Below are 17,668 nucleotides of genomic sequence, written 5' to 3' on the forward strand. Positions count from 1 at the left end.
ATACACACGATGTCGTCAGGCGGACGGCCGCGTCTGGACGACGTGCGCGATGCGCAGGAAGTCGTGCACCACGAGTTCCTCGCCGCGGGCGGTGGGGGCCACGCCCGCCGCCTCCAGGAGCGCGGATGCTTCGACGGAACTCCCGCCGAGCACGCCCGCCAGGGCCTGACGCAGCATCTTCCGCCGCTGGCCGAAAGCGGCGTCGATGAGCGCGAAGGTCGCCCGGCGCTCGTCCTCGGAGCCGATCGGTGTGTCTCGACGCTCGAAGGCCACCAGCACGCTGTCCACGTTCGGGACGGGCCAGAACACCTGCCGCGGCACGTTCCCCGCCAACCGCCACGGTCCGTACCACGACGCCTTCACGCTCGGAGAACCGTACGCCTTCGTCCTCGGCGCCGCCGCCAGCCGCTCCCCCACCTCGGCCTGGACCATCACCACGCCGCGCTGGAGCGCCGGGAAGGTCTCGAGGAAGTGCAGCAGCACGGGGACCGACACGTTGTAGGGGAGGTTCGCCACCAGCACCGACGGATCGCCGGGGAGGTCGGTGACGGCCAGCGCATCGGCGTCGATGACGTGCAGCGATCCGGGCGCCGCGCCGTGCGCGCCGGCGGTGACTTCCAGTCGCGCCGCCAGACGGTGATCGATCTCGACGGCGGTCACCTCGGCGCCGGCATCGAGGAGGGCGAGCGTGAGCGAACCCAGCCCGGGCCCGACCTCGACGACGTGCTCGCCCGCCACCACCCGTGCCGCCTGGACGATCCGGCGCACCGTGTTGGCGTCGACGACGAAATTCTGACCCAGCTTCTTGGTCGGCGTGACGTCGAGTTCGGCGGCGAGGGCGCGGATCTCGCCCGCACCGAGAAGGGTCACCGCCATGGGTTCCACCCTAGTGACTCGCCGCGCAAGCCCTGACGCGCACCATTCCGCGGCACTATGGTGACCCTCGTGAGCTCCTCCGCGTCGATTCCCACCCAGGCCTTCTCCATGCGCAGTCCGTTCGGACGCCGAGCGGTGGCCCTCTCGATCGCCGCGGCGGTCGGAGGATTCCTCTTCGGGTTCGACTCCTCGGTCATCAACGGCGCCGTCGACTCCATCGAGAGCCAGTTCGACCTCACCGCGGTGATCACCGGGTTCGTCGTCGCGGTCGCGCTCCTCGGCTGCGCGCTGGGCGCGGTGCTCGCGGGCGTTCTCAGCGACCGCTGGGGGCGCCTGCGCGTCATGCTCGTCGGTGCCGTGCTGTTCTTCGTCAGCGCCGTCGGGTCGGGCCTGGCGTTCAGCGCCGTCGACCTCACCGTGTGGCGCTTCATCGGCGGCCTCGGCATCGGCATCGCCTCGGTGGTCGCACCGGCCTATATCGCCGAAGTGGCGCCCCGCCAGATCCGCGGCACCCTCGGCTCGCTGCAGCAGCTCGCGATCACGCTCGGCATCTTCGGCGCCCTGCTCTCCAACGCCCTGCTCGCGGGGATCGCCGGGGGCGCATCCTCGCAGCTGTGGCTGGGGCTGGAGGCCTGGCGCTGGATGCTGCTGGTCGAGGCCGTGCCCGCGGTCGTCTACGGCGTCCTGGCGTTCCGGATGCCCGAGTCGCCGCGGTTCCTCATCTCGCAGGGCAAGTACGACGAGGCACGTGCCATCTTCGCCCGGCTCGTGCCCGAGGCCGACCTGGATCAGACGATGAAGGACCTCGATCAGGCGATCGCGGCTGACAAGAAGGCCAAGGGCGTGTCGCTGCGCGGTCCGCGGTTCGGTCTGCAAGGGATCGTCTGGGTCGGCATCATCCTGTCGGTGTTCCAGCAGTTCGTCGGCATCAACGTGATCTTCTACTACTCGACCACGCTGTGGCGCGCGGTCGGGTTCACCGAGCAGAACTCCCTCCTCATCAGCGTCATCACCTCGGTCACCAACGTCCTGGTGACGATCGTCGCGATCGTGCTCGTCGATCGCGTGGGACGAAAGCCCATCCTGCTCACCGGATCGGTGATGATGACCGTGGCGCTCGGCGCGATGGCGCTGTCGTTCGCGTTCGCCGAGACCGTGGACGGCGAGGTGAGCCTGCCGGGGGCGTGGGGTCCGATCGCGCTGGTCGCGGCGAACCTGTTCGTGATCGGGTTCGGTGCGTCGTGGGGCCCGCTGGTGTGGGTGCTGCTCGGCGAGATCTTCCCGAGCCGTATCCGCGGGAAGGCGCTGGGCGTCGCTGCGGGTGCCCAGTGGATCGCGAACTTCCTGATCACCGTCAGCTTCCCTGCGATGTCGGACTGGTCGCTCCCCCTCACCTACGCCATGTACGCCGTCTTCGCCGGGCTGTCGTTCGTCTACGTGCTGCTGAAGATCCCCGAGACCAAGGGGATGGAGCTGGAGCAGACCGAGACCCTGTTCGTGACGAAGGAGCGCGCCAGAGCCGGCCGCAGCGCCTGACGGGCCGCCCGCCGCGGGCCGTCCGCCGCGGCGACCGATCGTAGGATGATCCGATGCCCTCCCTCGGCGACTTCGTCGCACCGCGCCGCCTCGGGCGCGACTTCCGATGGCTGCTGGCTTCCTCCTGGACGAGCAACCTCGGCGACGGGATCGCGCTGGCCGCTGCGCCCCTGCTCATCGCGTCGCTCACGTCGTCTCCGATCCTGGTCGCCGCCGGCGCCATGATGCAGTTCCTCCCCTGGCTGCTGTTCGGGCTCCTCGCGGGGGCCGTCGCCGACCACCACGATCGGCGGCGCCTGGTCATGCTCGCCAACGCCCTTCGTGCGCTGGTGATCCTCGGGCTGGTGGTCTCCCTCCTCACGGGGCAGGCGACCGTCTGGCTGGTGCTGGTGACGTCGTTCCTCTACGGCACCGCGGAGGTGTTCGCCGACACCGCCGGCAGCACGCTCCTGCCGATGCTCGTGCGTCCTGCGGATCTGGGCATCGGGAACGCGCGGATGCAGGCCGGGTTCCTCGTGGGCAATCAGCTGGCGGGCCCGCCGCTGGGCGCCTTCCTCTTCGCCGCCGGGTCCTTCCTCCCGTTCCTCCTGCAGGTGCTCTGCGTGAGCCTCGCAATCCTTTTAATCTCCCGGATCGCCCGCACCCCCGTGCCCGATTCCGGTGGCACCGAGCGCGAGTCGAAGTTGCGCGCCATCCGGGAGGGGCTCGGCTGGCTCCGGCACAACGCGCCGGTGCGGACGCTCGTGGTGATCATCCTCGTCTTCAACGTCACCTGGGCGGCGCCCTGGGGGGTGCTGGTGCTCTACGCCACCGAGTACCTGGGCATGGGGCCCGTGGGCTACGGCGCGCTGACGACCGCCTCGGCCCTCGGCGGCATCATCGCCATCTTCAGCTTCGGCTTCTTGGAGAAGAAGGTCCCCTTCGCCACGCTCATGCGCGTGGTCCTCACGTGCGAGGTGCTCATGCACCTCGCCTTCGCGCTGACCACCGTCCCGGCGGTGGCCTTCGTGATCATGTTCGGCTTCGGCCTCTACGCCTTCGTCTGGGGCACGATCTCCACGACGGTCCGTCAGCGTCTGGTCCCGATGCCACTGCAGGGCAGGATCGCATCGGTGAACATGGTCGGGGTGTTCGGCGGGCTCGTGATCGGCCAGTTCCTCGGGGGCGTCATCGCCCAGATCTGGGGTCCGACGGGGCCCTGGTGGTTCGCGTTCGCGGGTTCGGCCATCACCCTCGCGCTGGTCTGGCGGTCGATCTCCCACATCGCCGCAGCCCCTCCGGCACGAGACACCGACCCCACCGCTTCCCCGGCCTGAGCGGCGGGCCCGCAGTCAGCTCGCGAGCAGCGCCCGCAGCGCGTCACCGAGTTCGGCCAGACGCCGCGCCCACGGTCCTGCCATCTCCCCGGCCGCTGTGCGCGCGAAGACGGTGTCGACCGGCGCCCATTCGGCCTCGCTGACCTCGGCGGGATCGGGCACGACCGCAGGATCGTCGACCCGCACGACGTACAGGTCGAACAGGGCCCGCTCCTCCCGCACGCGACCGACGGGCTCGAGCGCGGCGGGGTCGACGACGACACCGGTCTCCTCGGAGAGCTCGCGCACCGCTGCCTGCCGACTCGTCTCTCCGGCCAGCGCGCTTCCCGCGGGAAACTCCCACGACAGCGGCCAGTCCTTCACGGCCGCGCGGCGAGAGGTCAGCACCCGCCCGTCGCGCCGGACGGCGCACACCGACACGACGAGGTGGAACGATCCGTCGGGGAAGTCGGGGTCATCGCGCCGGTGCGTCCGCCCGAGCGGCCGCCCGGTCTCGTCGATCAGGTCCCACAGCTCTCTCATCGCGCCTCAGTCGGTGAAGGCGCCGTACACGGCGAGGGTGTTCTCGGCCAGTTGCGCGCACAGCTCGTCGACGTCGACCTCGAGTTCGACAGCAAGGAAGCGCACCGTCACGGGAACCAGGTACGGCGCGTTCGGACGGCCTCGGTGCGGCGTGGGCGTGAGGAAGGGCGCGTCGGTCTCGACCAGCACCCGCTCCCGAGGCGTCACCTTCAGGGCGTCGCGCAGGCTCTGGGCGTTCTTGAACGTCACATTGCCCGCGAAGGAGAGGTAGTAGCCCTCGTCGGCGCAGCGGCGCGCCATCTCGGCGTCGCCCGAGAAGCAGTGGAAGACCGTTCTGTCGGGCGCACCCACCCGGGCGAGGGTCTCGAGAACGGCCTCGTGCGCATCGCGGTCGTGGATCTGCATCGCCAGCCCGTGCTTCTTGGCCAGGGCGATGTGCGCCTCGAACGAGGTGTGCTGGGCGGCGAGTCCTTCGTCGCCGGTGCGGAAGAAGTCCAGGCCCGTCTCGCCGATGGCGCGGACGCGCGGTTCGGCGGCGAGCGCGTCGATCACCCCGATCGCCTCGTCGAGGCGTCCGGCCTCGGCGTAGGCGGGTGCTTCGTTGGGGTGGATGGCGACGGCGGCGAGGACGTCGGGGTGGGATGCCGCGGCGGCGGCCGACCAGCGACTGGATTCGATGTCACCCCCGGCCTGCACCACCCCGATCACGCCGACGGCGCGGGCACGGGCGAGCTGGGCATCGAGGTCGAGAGGCTCGTCACCGTCGATGATCTCCAGGTGCGCGTGGTTGTCGTACACCGGTACGCGCAGCGGCTCCGGAGCCACCGGCCACCGGACGTCGCGTGACCCGTCGTTGTGGCGCTCCCGGATGTATCCGCTCGGGTCGGTCACTCGCCCCGGCCCCCCGGCTGTGCGTCACCCGGCTGCTCGACCCGCGGGAAGAGCGGCGAGAGGGCGTTGACGCTCGTGCCCGGGCGGAGCTGCCCCCAGCGACCCGCATCGCGGAGCGCCTGATCCCGCAATCGGCCGAGTGACTCGGCCGCGCCGAGCCCCACCCACAGCTTCTCGGTGGCGATCGGCATGATCGGCGACAGCAGCACCGCGAGCGCGCGGAGCCCCTCGGCGGCGGTGTAGAGCACCGTGTCGAGGCGGCTGCGGGAGCCCTCGTCCTTCGCGAGCACCCAGGGCTCGTTCTCGGTGATGTACAGGTTCAGCGCATCGACGATCGTCCAGATCGCGGCGATGGCCTCATCCAGCCGGAACCGTTCGATCGCGGCATCCGCCCTCTCCACCGCACTCGCCACGGTCTCGCGGATGACCCGGTCGCCGTCGGTCTCCTCCCCCGCGGGCGGCACGATCCCCTCCCGGTACCGGGCGATCATCGCCGTCGTGCGCGAGGCGAGATTCCCGAAGCCGTTGGCGAGCTCCGCCTGGTACCGGGCCGAGAGGTCCTCCCACGAGAACGAGCCGTCCTGACCGAACGCGATCGCGGAGAGGAAGTAGAACCGGTACGCATCCGACCCGAAGACGTCGGTGATCTCCGTGGGGGCGATCCCCGTCAGCTTCGACTTCGACATCTTCTCGCCGCCGACCAGCAGCCACCCGTGGGCGAAGACGCCGCGGGGCACCTCGACGCCGGCCGCCATGAGCATGGCGGGCCAGATGACGGCGTGGAAACGCAGGATGTCCTTGCCGACGACGTGGTACGCGGGCCACCGCCGGGCGAACTCCTCGGGGTCGGAGCCGAAGCCGACGGCGGTGGCGTAGTTCAGCAGCGCATCCACCCACACGTAGATGACGTGGGTCTCATCCCACGGCACCTTGATGCCCCAGTCGAACGTCGACCGCGAGATCGAGAGGTCCTTCAGCCCCTGCTTGACGAAGGAGATGACTTCGTTCCGCGCCGACTCGGGCCGGATGAAGTCGGGGTTGTCGGCGTAGAGCTTCAGCAGCGGCTCGGTGAACTCGCTGAGCTTGAAGAAGTAGTTCTTCTCCTGCAGGAGCTCCAGGGGCTTGGAGTGGATGGCGCAGACCTTCAGGCCCTCGAACGCGCCGGTGCCGTCCACGATCTCGGACTCGGTCTTGAACTCCTCGCAGCCCACGCAGTACAGCGCCTCGAACTCGCCGGCGTAGATGTACCCGCGGTCGTAGATGGCCTGCACGAACTGACGCACGCGCTCCTCGTGCCGGGGCTGGGTGGTGCGGATGAAGTCGTCGTTGGCGACATCCAGGGTCTGAAGGAGCGGAAACCACGACTCCGCCACCAGCCGGTCCACCCACTCCTGCGGGGTGGCCCCGTTCGCGGCGGCGGCGCGCAGCATCTTCTGCCCGTGCTCGTCGGTGCCGGTCAGCATCCAGGTGTCGTCGCCGGCCTGGCGGTGCCAGCGCGCCAGCGCGTCCACGGCGACGGTGGTGTAGCCGTGGCCGATGTGGGGCACGTCGCTGGGATAGTAGATCGGCGTCGTGATGTAGAAGGATCGGCCGGAAGTCACCCGAGAATTCTAGGTGGAGCCGATGCCGCCTTCCGCCGTGTGACGGGCGGCCAGCGCCGCTTCGTAAAGATCTCGACGGGACAGGCCCGTCTGACCGGCGACGTCTGCCGCGGCATCCTTCAACCGCATGCCCCCCGCGACGAGGTCGGTCACCTCGGCGACACCGTCGGCGAGCGAGACCCCACGGCGCTCGGCGCCTGTGACCACGACGACGATCTCACCGCGGACCCCGTCGGCCGCCCACTCCGCGAGCTCGCGGAGAGACCCGCGGCGGATCTCCTCGTGGAGTTTCGTGAGTTCTCGGCAGACCGCGGCGGGGCGTTCGGGCCCGAACGCGCGGGCGAGCGCACCGAGCGTCTCGGCGATTCGGGACGGCGCCTCGAAGAACACCATCGTCCGCCGCTCGGTCGACAGTTCCGCGAAGAGCGCGTCGCGTTCGCCGGCCTTGCGCGGCGGAAAGCCCTCGAAGGTGAAGCGGTCGGTCGGCAGCCCCGAGGCGGCGAGAGCGGTCACCACGGCGCTCGGACCCGGGATCACCGTGACGGTGACGCCCTCGACAGCCGCCCGCGCGACGACGGAGAAGCCCGGATCGCTCACTGTCGGCATGCCCGCGTCGCTGAGGAGGAGGACATCCTGCTCGCGGGCGAGCTCGACGATCTCCGCCGCTCTGCCCTTCTCGTTGTGATCGTGCAGGGCGATCAGCCGCGGGCGGTTCTCGACCCCGAGGGCGGCGAGAAGGCGCTGGGTCGTGCGGGTGTCCTCCGCGGCGATGACGGGAGCGTCTGCCAGTGCGCGCCGGAGCCGATCCGACGCATCGCCGAGGTTGCCGATCGGGGTGGCCGCGAGGATCAGCATGCCGTCAGCTTAGGCGGCGCGCGCCTTTAGGCTGGTCGACGTGACCGCCCCCGCACCCGCGCTGACCCGGCCGTCGGCGTGGGACCGGTGGCAGCACCGGATCTCCGGCGACGGCTCGCTCGCCCGCCGGTGGACGGTCCTCGCCGCGACGGCGGTGACCCTCCTCGCCGCCGTGCTGCGGTTCTGGAACCTCGGTCACCCCGACGCCCTGGTCTTCGACGAGACGTACTACGTCAAGGACGCCTGGAGCCAGTGGGTGCTGGGGTACGCCGCCGAGTGGCCGAAAGGTGACGACACCAACGACCGGTTCGTCGCCGGCGAGACCGGGATCTTCAACGCCGACGATCCCGCGTTCGTCGTGCATCCGCCGCTCGGGAAGCTCCTCATCGGCGCGGGGATGGCGCTCTTCGGCGCCGACTCGTCGTTCGGCTGGCGGTTCGCGACCGCGCTCGCGGGGACGGCGCTCGTGCTCGTGCTGTTCCTTCTCGCCCGCACGCTCACCGCCTCGACCGTCTTCGCCACCGTCGCGGGTCTGCTGCTCGCCGTCGATGGCCTCGCCATCGTGATGAGCCGGGTGGCTCTCCTCGACATCTTCGTGGCGCTGTTCGTGCTCATGGCGTTCTGGTTCGTCGCCCTCGATCGGCGGCGCCTCCCCGATCGGCTCGCCGCCGCGCTCGCCCTGCGATCACCCGACGGCGAGGGGGGGTATCGCCTCGGACCTCTGCTGTGGGATCGGCCATGGCTCGTGGCAGCCGGGGTCGCCGCCGGCGCCGCGAGCGGCGTGAAGTGGTCGGGGCTGTATGCGCTCGCGGGGATCGGCATCTACGCCGTCGTCACCGACCTCCTCGCCCGGCGACGGGCCGGCATCCGGCTCTGGGCGGTCGACGGGGTGCTCCGGCAGGGGCCGGTGTCGTTCCTGCTGCTCGTTCCGGTCGCCGCGCTGATCTACCTCGCCTCGTGGTGGGGCTGGCTGGGCACCACCGGGGGGTACGACCGTCAGCGCGCCGCGACGGCGCTCGAGAGCCTGTGGATCTACCACCAGAACATCTATACCTTCCACGTCGGCCTCGACACCGACCACGCCTACCAGAGCCCCGCGTGGCAGTGGCCGCTGCTGCTGCGCCCGACCTCGATGTACTACGACCAGACCGACGCCGGGGTGCAGAACATCTACTCGATGCCGAACCCGCTCATCTGGTGGGCGGGGGTCGCGGCGGTGGTCTACCTCGCGTACCGGTTCTTCCGCGATCGCGACTGGCGCCACGCGCTCGTCCTCACCGGCGTCGCCGTGACGTATCTGCCGTGGCTGCTCTACCCCGAGCGCACGGTGTTCCAGTTCTACACCGTGGCGATCCTGCCCTTCACGGTGCTGGCGCTCACCTTCGCACTGCGCGACATCACCCGATCCCCCGACCCGCAGCGCCGCCTGCCCGGCAGGGTGGCCGTGGTCGCCTTCCTCGGGGTCGTGCTGCTGGTGTCGGCCTTCTGGTACCCGATCCTCACCGCGACGACGGTGCCCTACGACTTCTGGCGGGCGCACAACTGGCTCCCCGGCTGGGTCTAAGCCTCGGGAGGGGTGGCCGCGGCCGCCGCGGCGGCCGCCTTCGGAAGCGCGGCGAGGATCTTCTCCAGCGCCTCGTCATCGTGCGCGGCCGTAAGGAACCACGCCTCGAACACGCTCGGCGGAAGCGAGACCCCCGCATCGAGCATCGCGTGGAAGAAGGCGCGGTAGCGCCATCCCTCCTGATCCCGCGCATCGTCGTAGTCGCGCACCGGCCGGTCGCGGAAGGCGATCGAGAACAGGCTCCCGGCGTGGGTGATGACATGAGCGACACCGGCGGCGTCGAGGGCCTCCCCCGCGGCGCGGGAGACCACCCCGGCGGCACGATCGACGTGCGCGTAGACGGCCTCGTCGGCCAGGCGCAGAGTGGCGAGCCCCGCGGCCACCGCGAGCGGGTTCCCGCTCAGGGTCCCCGCCTGGTAGACGGGTCCGAGCGGGGCGAGCAGCTCCATCAGGTCTCGGCGACCACCGATGCCCGCAAGCGGCATCCCGCCTCCGATGACCTTGCCGAAGGTGACGAGGTCGGGCGTCCAGGACGCCCCGGCCCGGTGCTCGAGTCCCCACCAGCCGGCGGGATCCACCCGGAAGCCGGTGAGCACCTCGTCGGAGATGAGCAGGGCGCCGTGGGCGTGCGCGGTGTCGGCGAGGAAGGCGTTGAAGCCGTCTTCGGGCAGGAGGATGCCCGCGTTGGCGCCGGCGGCCTCGGTGATGACGGCGGCGATGCGGTCCGGGTGACGGGCGAACGCCTCCTCGATCGCGCCCCGGTCGTTGTACGGCAGCACCAGGGTCAGCGCGGCGATGTCGGCAGGGACACCCGCCGATCCGGGGAGCCCGAGGGTCGCCACCCCCGAGCCCGATTCGGCGAGGAGGCCGTCGGAGTGACCGTGGTAGTGCCCGGCGAACTTCACGATGAGGTCCCGCTGGGTGGCGCCACGGGCGATGCGGATCGCGGTCATGGTCGCCTCGGTGCCGGTGGACACCAGGCGCAGCCGCTCGATCTCGGAGGCCTTCCCGACCCGGAGTCGGTCGATGACCGCCTCGGCGAGGAGCGTCTCGCCCGGGGTCGAGGCGCCGAAGGACAGTCCGCGGGCGGCCGCCTCCTGCACCGCGGCCACGACGCCCGGGTGGGCGTGGCCGAGGAGGGCGGGCCCCCACGAGGCGACGAGATCGACGTACTCGCGTCCTGAGACGTCGCGGACGTACGCGCCGTGCGCGCCGACGATCGACAGCGGGGTGCCCCCCACCGAGCCGAAAGCGCGGACAGGGGAGTTGACGCCGCCGGGGATCACAGCACGGGCCCGCGCGGCGGCCTCGATGTTGTCGGTCGGAGTGAGGGTCATGCTCATCGCGCCCACCTTTCTGCCGCCTCCACGGCCCAGTACGTCAGCACCGCGTCGGCGCCCGCGCGGACGATGCTCTGCAGCGACTCGTCGACGGCGCGGTCCCGGTCGATCCAGCCGTGTGCGGCGGCGGCCTCGATCATGGCGTATTCGCCGCTGACCTGGTACGCCCAGACGGGAACCGGGGAGGATGCCGCGGCATCGGCCAGCACGTCGAGGTACGACATCGCGGGCTTGACCATGACGATATCCGCGCCCTCGGCGACGTCCAGCGCGACTTCGAGGGCGCCCTCGCGGCGGTTCCCCGGATCGAGCTGGTAGGTGCGCCGGTCACCCTGCAGGGAGGACTGGACGGCCTCGCGGAAGGGGCCGTAGAACGCCGAGGCGTACTTGGCCGCGTAGGCGAGGAGCGCGACGTGGGAGAACCCGGCCTCATCGAGGGCGGAGCGGATGACGGCGACCTGGCCGTCCATCATCCCGGACAGCCCCAGGAGCTCGGACCCAGCGGCAGCCTGTGCGAGGGCCATGTCGCGGTACCGCTCGAGGGTCGCGTCGTTGTCGACACCCCCCGCCGCGTCGAGCACGCCGCAGTGACCGTGGTCGGTGAATTCGTCGAGGCACAGGTCGGTCTGCACGACGAGGTCGGAGCCGACCTCCTCCGCCGCGATGCGGGTGGCGACATTGAGGATGCCGTCGGGGTCGGTCGCGCCCGAGCCCCGCGCGTCTTTGTGCTCGGGGACGCCGAAGAGCATGACGCCGCCGATGCCCGCGGCAGCCGCACGGTGCAGCTCGCCGCGGAAGGAGTCGAGGGAGTGCTGCTGCACGCCCGGCATCGAACCGATCGGCAGAGCCGCGTCGGCGTTCTCGCGGACGAACATCGGCAGCACGAGCTGGGCGGGGTGCACCCGGGTCTCGGCGACCAGGCGCCGCCAGGCGGCGCTCCGCCGGAGCCGCCGGGGGCGGGTGGCGGGGAACGGCGGCGGGGTGGAGGTCATGCGCGGTCCTCTCGGGCGCCGGGGCCGACCGGCGCCAGGTCGGCCGCGCCTTCAGCCAGAAGCTCGTCGGCGACGCGTACGGCCAGCTCTGCGGCGACGCCGGGGTCGTCGGCGTCGGCGGCGTGGGCGCTGGTGAGCTGTGCCGTGCCGTCGGGGCGGTAGATCCGTGCGGTGAGGAACATCAGCCCGTCGTCGAAGAAGGCGTGGGCCCCGATCGGGGCCGCGCAGCCCGCCTCCAGACGCGCCAGGACGCCCCGCTCGGCGTCGACGGCCAGGCGGGTCGGGCGGTGGTCGAGCCGCGAGACGCGGTGCTCTTCGCCGGCACGCGTCTCGACGGCGAGCGCGCCCTGCGCGGGGGCGGTGGGCCAGCGCTCCAGCGGCAGGAACTCCGTCGCCGCGTCGGAGCGATCGATGCGGCTGAGCCCGGCGGCGGCGAGGAGGATGGCGTCGAGACGCCGCTCCGGGTCATCCGACCCCACCCGGGAGAGGCGGGTGTCGATGTTGCCGCGGATGTCGACGAGGTCGAGGTCGGGGCGCCGCGCGGCGAGCTGCGCCCTACGGCGGGGCGAGCCCGTGCCCACGCGCGCGCCCTCGGGAAGGGTGTCGAGGGTGAGTCCGTCGCGCGCGCAGAGCGCGTCGCGCGCGTCCGCCCGGGTCGGAACGGCTCCGATCGCAAGGCCCTCCTCGGGGGCGGTGGGAAGGTCCTTGTACGAGTGGACGACGACGTCCACCTCACCGGCGCGAAGCGCCGCGCGCAGCGCCGTGGCGAAGACGCCCGCGCCGCCGAGCGACGCCAGCGGCGCGCTCGAGCGGTCGCCGTCCGAGACGATCGGCACGAGCTCCGCGCCGAGGGCCGCCGCGACGGCGCCCGCCTGCGCCATCGCCAGTGCGCTGGCGCGGGTTCCCAGACGCAGGGTCATCGCACCACGTCGGCGATCTCGGCGGGGTCGATCAGGCGTCCGGTGAAGAACGGCACCTCTTCGCGCACGTGACGTCGCGCCTCGGTGGCCCGGAGGTAGCGCATCAGGTCGACGAGGTCGATGACGTCGTCGGCTTCGAGGGCGAGGAGCCACTCGTAGTCGCCGAGCGCGAAGCTCGCCACGGTGTTGCTCTGCACCTGCGGGTAGTCCCGGCCCATCCGGCCGTGCTCGCCGAGCATCTTGCCGCGCTCTTCGGCAGGGAGGAGGTACCACTCGTAGCTGCGCACGAACGGGTACACCGTCAGCCACTGCTTCGGCGCGAGGCCCCGGGCGAACGCCGGGCTGTGGTCGCGGCTGAACTCCGCGTCGCGGTGCACGCCCATGGCGTTCCAGGTCGGCGCGAGCGGGGCGAGCTCGCGGGTGCGCCGGAGGTCGCGCAGCACCGACTGCAGGTGCTCCGCGGAGTTCCCGACGAGCCAGAGCAGGAGATCGGCGTCGGCGCGCAAGCCCGAGACGTCGTAGACGCCGCGGAGGGTGTCGCCGGCCGTCGTCGCCGCGTCGACGATCGACGGCAGCCCCTCGGCCACCGGAGTCCCGGGCTGACGTCGCAGCACCGCCCAGAGGGCGTAGTGGCGGTCGTTCGGGGTCTGGGGCGAAGCGGAGGGGGCGGTATCGGTCACCCCTCCATCCTCCCCCGTTCCGCGGAGGAGTGGCCACTCGCCCTCTCGACGGTGAGAGATGTCGCGAGCGCCTCGGCCTGGCGGACGACGGCGGAAAGACCCGTGCCCGCCCGCTCCTCGCCCACGGCGAGGACGGGGTCCTCCGGGTCGGCGCGACCCCAGCGATCCCACGTGCGCACGGTGTGGTCCAGGAGCGCCTCCACGGGTGCACCCAGGAGCGCCTCGGCGTCGCGGACGGCCGCGGCGACGGCATCCGGAGCGGCAGAGCCGTCGTACGACAGCCGCACCGCTTCCCGCTGACCGAGGGACTCGCGGATCCAGGGCCATTTCGCGGTGAGGTGGGTCAGGGCGCGAGCGCGCACGCCCTGGACGTCGGGACCGACGAGCACGCCGGTGCCCCGCGGGGCATCGCGCCACGCGGCTGCCTCGACGACCAGTGTGACCACGGTGATGCGCCGGTGGGGGTCGGGCGCCCGCCGGGGGCGGGCGAGGATCGGGATGCCGCGGAGCCGGCGTCCGCCCACCTCGATGCCGTCGTCGGCGACGGCCGTGACCCGGGCGCCGGCGGTGAGTTCGGCGCCGTGCGCGGCGGCGTCGGTCACGAGGGCGTCGACGAGACGGAACACCCCGCCGCGCACCCCGGCGACCTGACTGCCGGCGGGGGAGGTGGAGCGGATGGATGCGACGGCGGCGGCGAGCGACCCGGTGCGGCGGAATTCCTCGCGAAGTCGCGGCGATGCGCTGTCGATCGGCAGCGCGTCCGGGGTGGTGGAGTGCACGCCCCGGACGACCGGGGCGACGAGGGCGTCGACGACGCGGTCGCCCATACGCGCGCGGACGAGGGCGCCCAGGGTGTCGGCCGACGCTCCCTCCTCCGGGGGAAGGATCGCGTCCTGGCGGGCGCGGGCGAGGCCCGACGCGCCGAGGGCGGGGAGGAGGGACTCGTCGAGGATCGTCGGGATGCCGAGGAGCCCCGCCGCAGGGAGCGGGAAGGCGCGGTCGCTCCGCTCCTGCACCCAGGCGGGCGAGCCGGCCGCGGGTGCGACGATGTCGCCCGCGAGCCCGAGCTCGCCCAGCAGCGCCAGAACGGTCCCGGGCCCGTCACCGCCCCGGGTGGCGAAGGACTCAGCCCCGGCGTCGAGCGCCACGCCCGCGACATCCTGCCGTGACACCTGGCCGCCGAAGACGCTCTCCGCCTCGAAGAGCCGCACCCGGAGACCTGCGAGCGCGGCGCGCCGGGCGAAGACCAGCCCCGCCACTCCCCCGCCGACGACGAGGAGGTCAGCGGTCATGGACGAACGCGACGATGCGCGTGAGGGCGTCGGGATCGGTCTCGGGCGGGACCCCGTGACCGAGGTTCAGGATGTGGGCGGGCGCCGCCGCCCCCGCCTCGATGACCTCCTCGACGTGGCGCTGGAGCAGGCGCCAGGGGGCGTTCAACAGGGCAGGGTCGATGTTCCCCTGCAGGGGGACGCGACCCCCGAGACGGCGGTTCGCCTCATCGAGCGGGAGTCGCCAGTCGATGCCGACCACGTCGGCGCCGATACCGGGCAGCAGGTCGAGCACCTCACCGAGGCCCAGGCCGAAATGGATGCGCGACACGTCGGTGCCGCGCAGCGCATCGAACGCGCGACGGGAGTGCGGCGCGACACGCTTCTGGTAGTCGCCGCGGGAGAGTGACCCCGCCCAGGAGTCGAACAACTGCGCGACGCTCGCGCCCGACTCGACCTGGGCGCGCAGGAACGCGCCCGTGACGTCGGCGCACCAGTTCAGCAGCGCGGCCCACGCGTGAGGATCGGTGCGCATGAGGGCGCGGGTGCGCAGCTGCTCCTTGGAGGGGCCGCCTTCGACGAGGTAGCTGGCGAGCGTGTAGGGCGCACCGCCGAACCCGACGAGCGGCGTGGACCCGAGCTCGGCGACGACGATCCCGACGGCCTCGCGGATCGGGGCCAGCGCCTCGGGGTCGATCGGGCGCAGGCGCAGGATGTCGGCGGACGAGCGCACCGGCTGATCGATGACCGGACCGCGACCGGGAACGATGGTCACCTCGACCCCGGCCAGGAGCACGGGCACGACGATGTCGCTGAAGAACACCGCTGCATCCACGCCGTGTCGCCGCACCGGCTGCAGGGTGATCTCGGCGGCGAGGTCGGGAGTGAGGCACGCGTCGAGCATCTCGGTGCCGGCGCGCGAGGCCCGGTACTCCGGCAGCGACCTGCCCGCCTGCCGCATGAACCACACCGGGGGGCGCTCGGGGCGGTCGCCCCGGGCGGCACGCACGAGCGGACTGTCGGTGGTGCGCCCGTCGACCAGGGGGTGCGCGGCGGGAAGGAGGGGCGTGGATTCGGCGGATGACACGCCCTCCAGGCTAGACGCGCGCGGCCTTCGGCTCGTCGGTTGGGTAGACTTGTCCGGTGCTGTTCTGTGTGACGGCGAATCATCGCAATACGGATTTCGAGGTGCTGGGTCGCATCTCGGCCGTCGCCGAATCCACGGGGCGAGCGCTCGTCTCCGAGCACGACTTCGTCCGCGGCGCGGTGGTGCTGTCGACCTGCAACCGCTTCGAGGCGTATCTCGAGCTCGACGAACCCCTCACCGGCGGCGCGGTCGTCGCCCGCGAAGCGGTGCTCGAGGCTCTCGGGGATGCCGCCGGCAGCGATGCGCATGCGCTGCGCGAGTCAGCGTTGTCGCTGTGCGGCGACGACGTCGTGCGTCACCTGTTCGCGGTGAGCTCGGGCCTGGAGTCCATGGTCGTCGGCGAAGAGGAGATCAGCGGTCAGGTGCAGCGGGCGCTGGTCCAGGCCCGCACCGACGGCACGACCAGCACCCAGCTCGAACAGGTCTTCCAGCGCGCCACCCACGCCACCCGTGAGATGCGAGCCAAGGCGGATGTCGGCGCGGGGCGTCGCTCCCTGGCACGCCTCGCGCTCGACCTCGTCGACACGCGCGTGACCGACTGGGCCACCGTCCCCGTTCTCCTCGTCGGCACCGGCAGCTATGCGGCGACCACCATCGCCGCCCTCCGCGCCCGCGGCGCGCGTGACATCGGCGTGTACTCCGCCACCGGCCGGGCCGCGCGGTTCGCCGCGCGCTACGGCGTCCGCCCCGAGGCCGACCTCGCCCGAGCGATCGCGCACGCCGAGATCGTCATCACCTGCACCGCCCGCTATGTCGTCACCCCCGACGACATCCCCGACACCGCACAGCGGATCGTGATCGATCTGGGCCTCCCCCGCAACGTCTCCCCCGAGGTGGGCGAACTCCCCGGCGTCGAGCTGCTCGACCTCGAGCTTCTCGGCCGCCACGCCGCGCTCCCCGAGCTCGGCCCCGGAGCCCACGAGCTGGTGGGCTCGGCGGCGGCGACGTTCACCGCCGAGCGGGCCGCCGCCCCGGCGATCGTCGCGGTGCGACGTCACATCCAGGACGCCCTCGACGACGAGCTGTCGCGACTGCCCGAGGACGCGGAGCAGGCCCGCGCCGCGCTCCGCCACCTCGCCGGGGTGCTCTCCCACCGACCCTCGGTCCGCGCGCGCGAGGCCGCTGCCGCCGGCGAACTGGCTGCGTTCGAACGGGCGCTGGACCTGGTGTTCGGGATCACCGTCGACCACGGCGCAGCCGAAGACGACGAAGCCGGCGGCGCGGTGTCACCGGCCGCCGGCTGAGGCGCTGCGCGTCAGCCGACCTCGTCGATACTGCCGCCCACACGTCCTTCGTCCGCGCGATCCAGCGCGTCGATCGACGCCATCTGGTCGGTGGTCAGCTCGAAGTCGAACAGGTCGACGTTCTCCTCCAGCCGCGAACGGCGCACCGACTTCGGGAAGACGATGAAGCCGTGCTGGATGTGCCAGCGCAGCACCGCCTGCGCGGGCGTCTTGCCGTGCGCGGCGGCGGCGTCTGCGACGGCCGGGAGGTCGAACAGGTCGTACTTGCCCTGACCCAGCGGCCCCCACGACTCGATCCGCACGTCGTGGTCGGCGGCCCAGTCGGTGATGTCGCGACGCTGATAGGCCGGGTGCAGCTCGATCTGGTTGATCGCCGGGGTCACACCGGTCGCCGCAATCACCTCTTCGAGGTGGCTGACGTGGAAGTTCGACACGCCGATCGAGCGGGCCTTGCCGGCGTCGCGGATCGCGACGAGCTTCTCCCAGGCGTTGACGTAGGATCCGCGCTTCGGCGCCGGCCAGTGGATGAGGTAAAGGTCGACGTGGTCGAGACCGAGCTTGGTGAGGCTCTCGTCGATCGCCGCGTGCGGCTCGTCGCCGCCCTGGCGGTCGTTCCAGAGCTTCGTGGTGATGAAGAGCTCGTCGCGCGGGATCCCCGACTTCGCGATCGCCGCGCCGACACCCTCCTCATTGCGGTAGATCGCCGCGGTGTCGATGTGGCGATACCCGATCTCGAGGGCTTCGCCGACGGCCCGCTCGGTGTCCTCCGGCGGAACCAGGAAGACGCCGTACCCGAGCTGGGGGATCTCATGTCCGTCGTTGAGTTTCACTGTGGGGATCGTCATCCCTTCACCCTAGAATCCCCACCGCGGCCCCGGTCGCGTGTTGCGCCATCCGACCCCACCCGCTAGCG

Annotated in this window: 16 protein-coding genes; 4 read left to right on the forward strand and 12 right to left on the reverse strand. The window is 71.8% G+C overall.

All coding sequences use genetic code 11. The features are described 5' to 3' along the window. Positions 1 to 15 precede the first annotated feature (15 nt). Positions 16 to 876, reverse strand: a complete 861-nt coding sequence (rsmA, locus tag HDC37_RS11255; RefSeq protein ID WP_179560467.1) for a 16S rRNA (adenine(1518)-N(6)/adenine(1519)-N(6))-dimethyltransferase RsmA — start codon at positions 874 to 876, stop codon at positions 16 to 18. Positions 877 to 984: 108 nt separating this feature from the next. Between rsmA and HDC37_RS11260 the strand changes: the two genes are divergently transcribed. Then, the gene (locus HDC37_RS11260) at positions 985 to 2,412 is read left to right on the forward strand and encodes a sugar porter family MFS transporter (RefSeq protein ID WP_257021468.1); all 1,428 of its coding nucleotides are present in this window, start codon (positions 985 to 987) and stop codon (positions 2,410 to 2,412) included. A gap of 53 nt (positions 2,413 to 2,465) precedes the next feature. Next, positions 2,466 to 3,728, forward strand: a complete 1,263-nt coding sequence (locus HDC37_RS11265; RefSeq protein WP_179560469.1) for an MFS transporter — start codon at positions 2,466 to 2,468, stop codon at positions 3,726 to 3,728. A gap of 15 nt (positions 3,729 to 3,743) precedes the next feature. Here HDC37_RS11265 and HDC37_RS11270 read toward each other — a convergent pair whose 3' ends face one another. From HDC37_RS11270 to rsmI, 4 genes are read right to left on the reverse strand one after another with little or no spacing between them, the layout of a single operon-like run. Further along, positions 3,744 to 4,250, reverse strand: a complete 507-nt coding sequence (locus HDC37_RS11270) for an NUDIX domain-containing protein (RefSeq protein ID WP_179560470.1) — start codon at positions 4,248 to 4,250, stop codon at positions 3,744 to 3,746. 6 nt (positions 4,251 to 4,256) lie between these two features. Continuing rightward, positions 4,257 to 5,141 (reverse strand): TatD family hydrolase, encoded by an 885-nt coding sequence (locus HDC37_RS11275; protein ID WP_179560471.1) that lies wholly within the window; start codon positions 5,139 to 5,141, stop codon positions 4,257 to 4,259. After that, the gene (gene metG / locus HDC37_RS11280; RefSeq protein WP_179560472.1) at positions 5,138 to 6,742 is read right to left on the reverse strand and encodes a methionine--tRNA ligase; all 1,605 of its coding nucleotides are present in this window, start codon (positions 6,740 to 6,742) and stop codon (positions 5,138 to 5,140) included. The genes HDC37_RS11275 and metG overlap by 4 nt, the downstream gene beginning before the upstream one ends. Before the next feature lie 9 nt (positions 6,743 to 6,751). Next, a complete protein-coding gene (rsmI, locus tag HDC37_RS11285; RefSeq protein WP_179560473.1) occupies positions 6,752 to 7,597 on the reverse strand; it encodes a 16S rRNA (cytidine(1402)-2'-O)-methyltransferase in 846 nt (281 codons plus the stop codon). Positions 7,598 to 7,637: 40 nt separating this feature from the next. On the opposite strand from rsmI, the gene HDC37_RS11290 reads away from it, so the two are divergent. Next, positions 7,638 to 9,161, forward strand: a complete 1,524-nt coding sequence (locus HDC37_RS11290; protein ID WP_308472183.1) for a phospholipid carrier-dependent glycosyltransferase — start codon at positions 7,638 to 7,640, stop codon at positions 9,159 to 9,161. Here HDC37_RS11290 and HDC37_RS11295 read toward each other — a convergent pair. Genes HDC37_RS11295 through hemE form a run of 6 tightly spaced genes read right to left on the reverse strand, consistent with a single transcriptional unit; the run spans position 9,158 to position 15,451 of the window. Beyond that, entirely contained in the window at positions 9,158 to 10,504 is a 1,347-nt protein-coding gene (locus HDC37_RS11295; RefSeq protein ID WP_179560474.1) for a glutamate-1-semialdehyde 2,1-aminomutase, read from the reverse strand. The two genes, HDC37_RS11290 and HDC37_RS11295, sit on opposite strands and share 4 nt — an antisense overlap. Then, a complete protein-coding gene (gene hemB, locus HDC37_RS11300; protein WP_179560475.1) occupies positions 10,501 to 11,493 on the reverse strand; it encodes a porphobilinogen synthase in 993 nt (330 codons plus the stop codon). The genes HDC37_RS11295 and hemB overlap by 4 nt, the downstream gene beginning before the upstream one ends. Beyond that, complete coding sequence (gene hemC / locus HDC37_RS11305) at positions 11,490 to 12,413, reverse strand: hydroxymethylbilane synthase (RefSeq protein WP_179560476.1); 924 nt, start codon at positions 12,411 to 12,413, stop codon at positions 11,490 to 11,492. The genes hemB and hemC overlap by 4 nt, the downstream gene beginning before the upstream one ends. Then, positions 12,410 to 13,093, reverse strand: coding sequence for a hydrogen peroxide-dependent heme synthase (gene hemQ, locus HDC37_RS11310; RefSeq protein ID WP_179560477.1), 684 nt, complete (start codon positions 13,091 to 13,093; stop codon positions 12,410 to 12,412). Before hemQ ends, hemC begins: the two co-directional genes overlap by 4 nt. Next, positions 13,090 to 14,385 (reverse strand): NAD(P)/FAD-dependent oxidoreductase, encoded by a 1,296-nt coding sequence (locus HDC37_RS11315; RefSeq protein ID WP_179560478.1) that lies wholly within the window; start codon positions 14,383 to 14,385, stop codon positions 13,090 to 13,092. Before HDC37_RS11315 ends, hemQ begins: the two co-directional genes overlap by 4 nt. After that, positions 14,375 to 15,451 carry a uroporphyrinogen decarboxylase gene (hemE, locus tag HDC37_RS11320; protein ID WP_308472184.1) on the reverse strand — a complete coding sequence of 359 codons (1,077 nt, stop codon included), beginning with the start codon at positions 15,449 to 15,451 and terminating at the stop codon, positions 14,375 to 14,377. Before hemE ends, HDC37_RS11315 begins: the two co-directional genes overlap by 11 nt. A 56-nt stretch (positions 15,452 to 15,507) precedes the next feature. Between hemE and HDC37_RS11325 the strand changes: the two genes are divergently transcribed. Then, positions 15,508 to 16,755: a glutamyl-tRNA reductase gene (locus tag HDC37_RS11325; protein ID WP_179560479.1), complete on the forward strand. Its 1,248-nt coding sequence runs from the start codon at positions 15,508 to 15,510 to the stop codon at positions 16,753 to 16,755. A gap of 11 nt (positions 16,756 to 16,766) precedes the next feature. Here HDC37_RS11325 and HDC37_RS11330 read toward each other — a convergent pair whose 3' ends face one another. Then, a complete protein-coding gene (locus tag HDC37_RS11330; RefSeq protein ID WP_179560480.1) occupies positions 16,767 to 17,600 on the reverse strand; it encodes an aldo/keto reductase in 834 nt (277 codons plus the stop codon). Positions 17,601 to 17,668: the final 68 nt, after the last annotated feature.

The organism is Microbacterium sp. AK009, assembly GCF_013410955.1.
In the GTDB taxonomy this organism is placed as follows: domain Bacteria; phylum Actinomycetota; class Actinomycetes; order Actinomycetales; family Microbacteriaceae; genus Microbacterium.

Coding starts and splice junctions, on each gene's coding strand:
- rsmA (WP_179560467.1), bottom strand. CDS start 876: ATGGCGGTGACCCTTCTCGGTGCGGGCGAGATCCGCGCCCTCGCCGCC.
- HDC37_RS11260 (WP_257021468.1), top strand. CDS start 985: ATGCGCAGTCCGTTCGGACGCCGAGCGGTGGCCCTCTCGATCGCCGCG.
- HDC37_RS11265 (WP_179560469.1), top strand. CDS start 2,466: ATGCCCTCCCTCGGCGACTTCGTCGCACCGCGCCGCCTCGGGCGCGAC.
- HDC37_RS11270 (WP_179560470.1), bottom strand. CDS start 4,250: ATGAGAGAGCTGTGGGACCTGATCGACGAGACCGGGCGGCCGCTCGGG.
- rsmI (WP_179560473.1), bottom strand. CDS start 7,597: ATGCTGATCCTCGCGGCCACCCCGATCGGCAACCTCGGCGATGCGTCG.
- HDC37_RS11295 (WP_179560474.1), bottom strand. CDS start 10,504: ATGAGCATGACCCTCACTCCGACCGACAACATCGAGGCCGCCGCGCGG.
- hemB (WP_179560475.1), bottom strand. CDS start 11,493: ATGACCTCCACCCCGCCGCCGTTCCCCGCCACCCGCCCCCGGCGGCTC.
- hemC (WP_179560476.1), bottom strand. CDS start 12,413: ATGACCCTGCGTCTGGGAACCCGCGCCAGCGCACTGGCGATGGCGCAG.
- HDC37_RS11315 (WP_179560478.1), bottom strand. CDS start 14,385: ATGACCGCTGACCTCCTCGTCGTCGGCGGGGGAGTGGCGGGGCTGGTC.
- HDC37_RS11330 (WP_179560480.1), bottom strand. CDS start 17,600: ATGACGATCCCCACAGTGAAACTCAACGACGGACATGAGATCCCCCAG.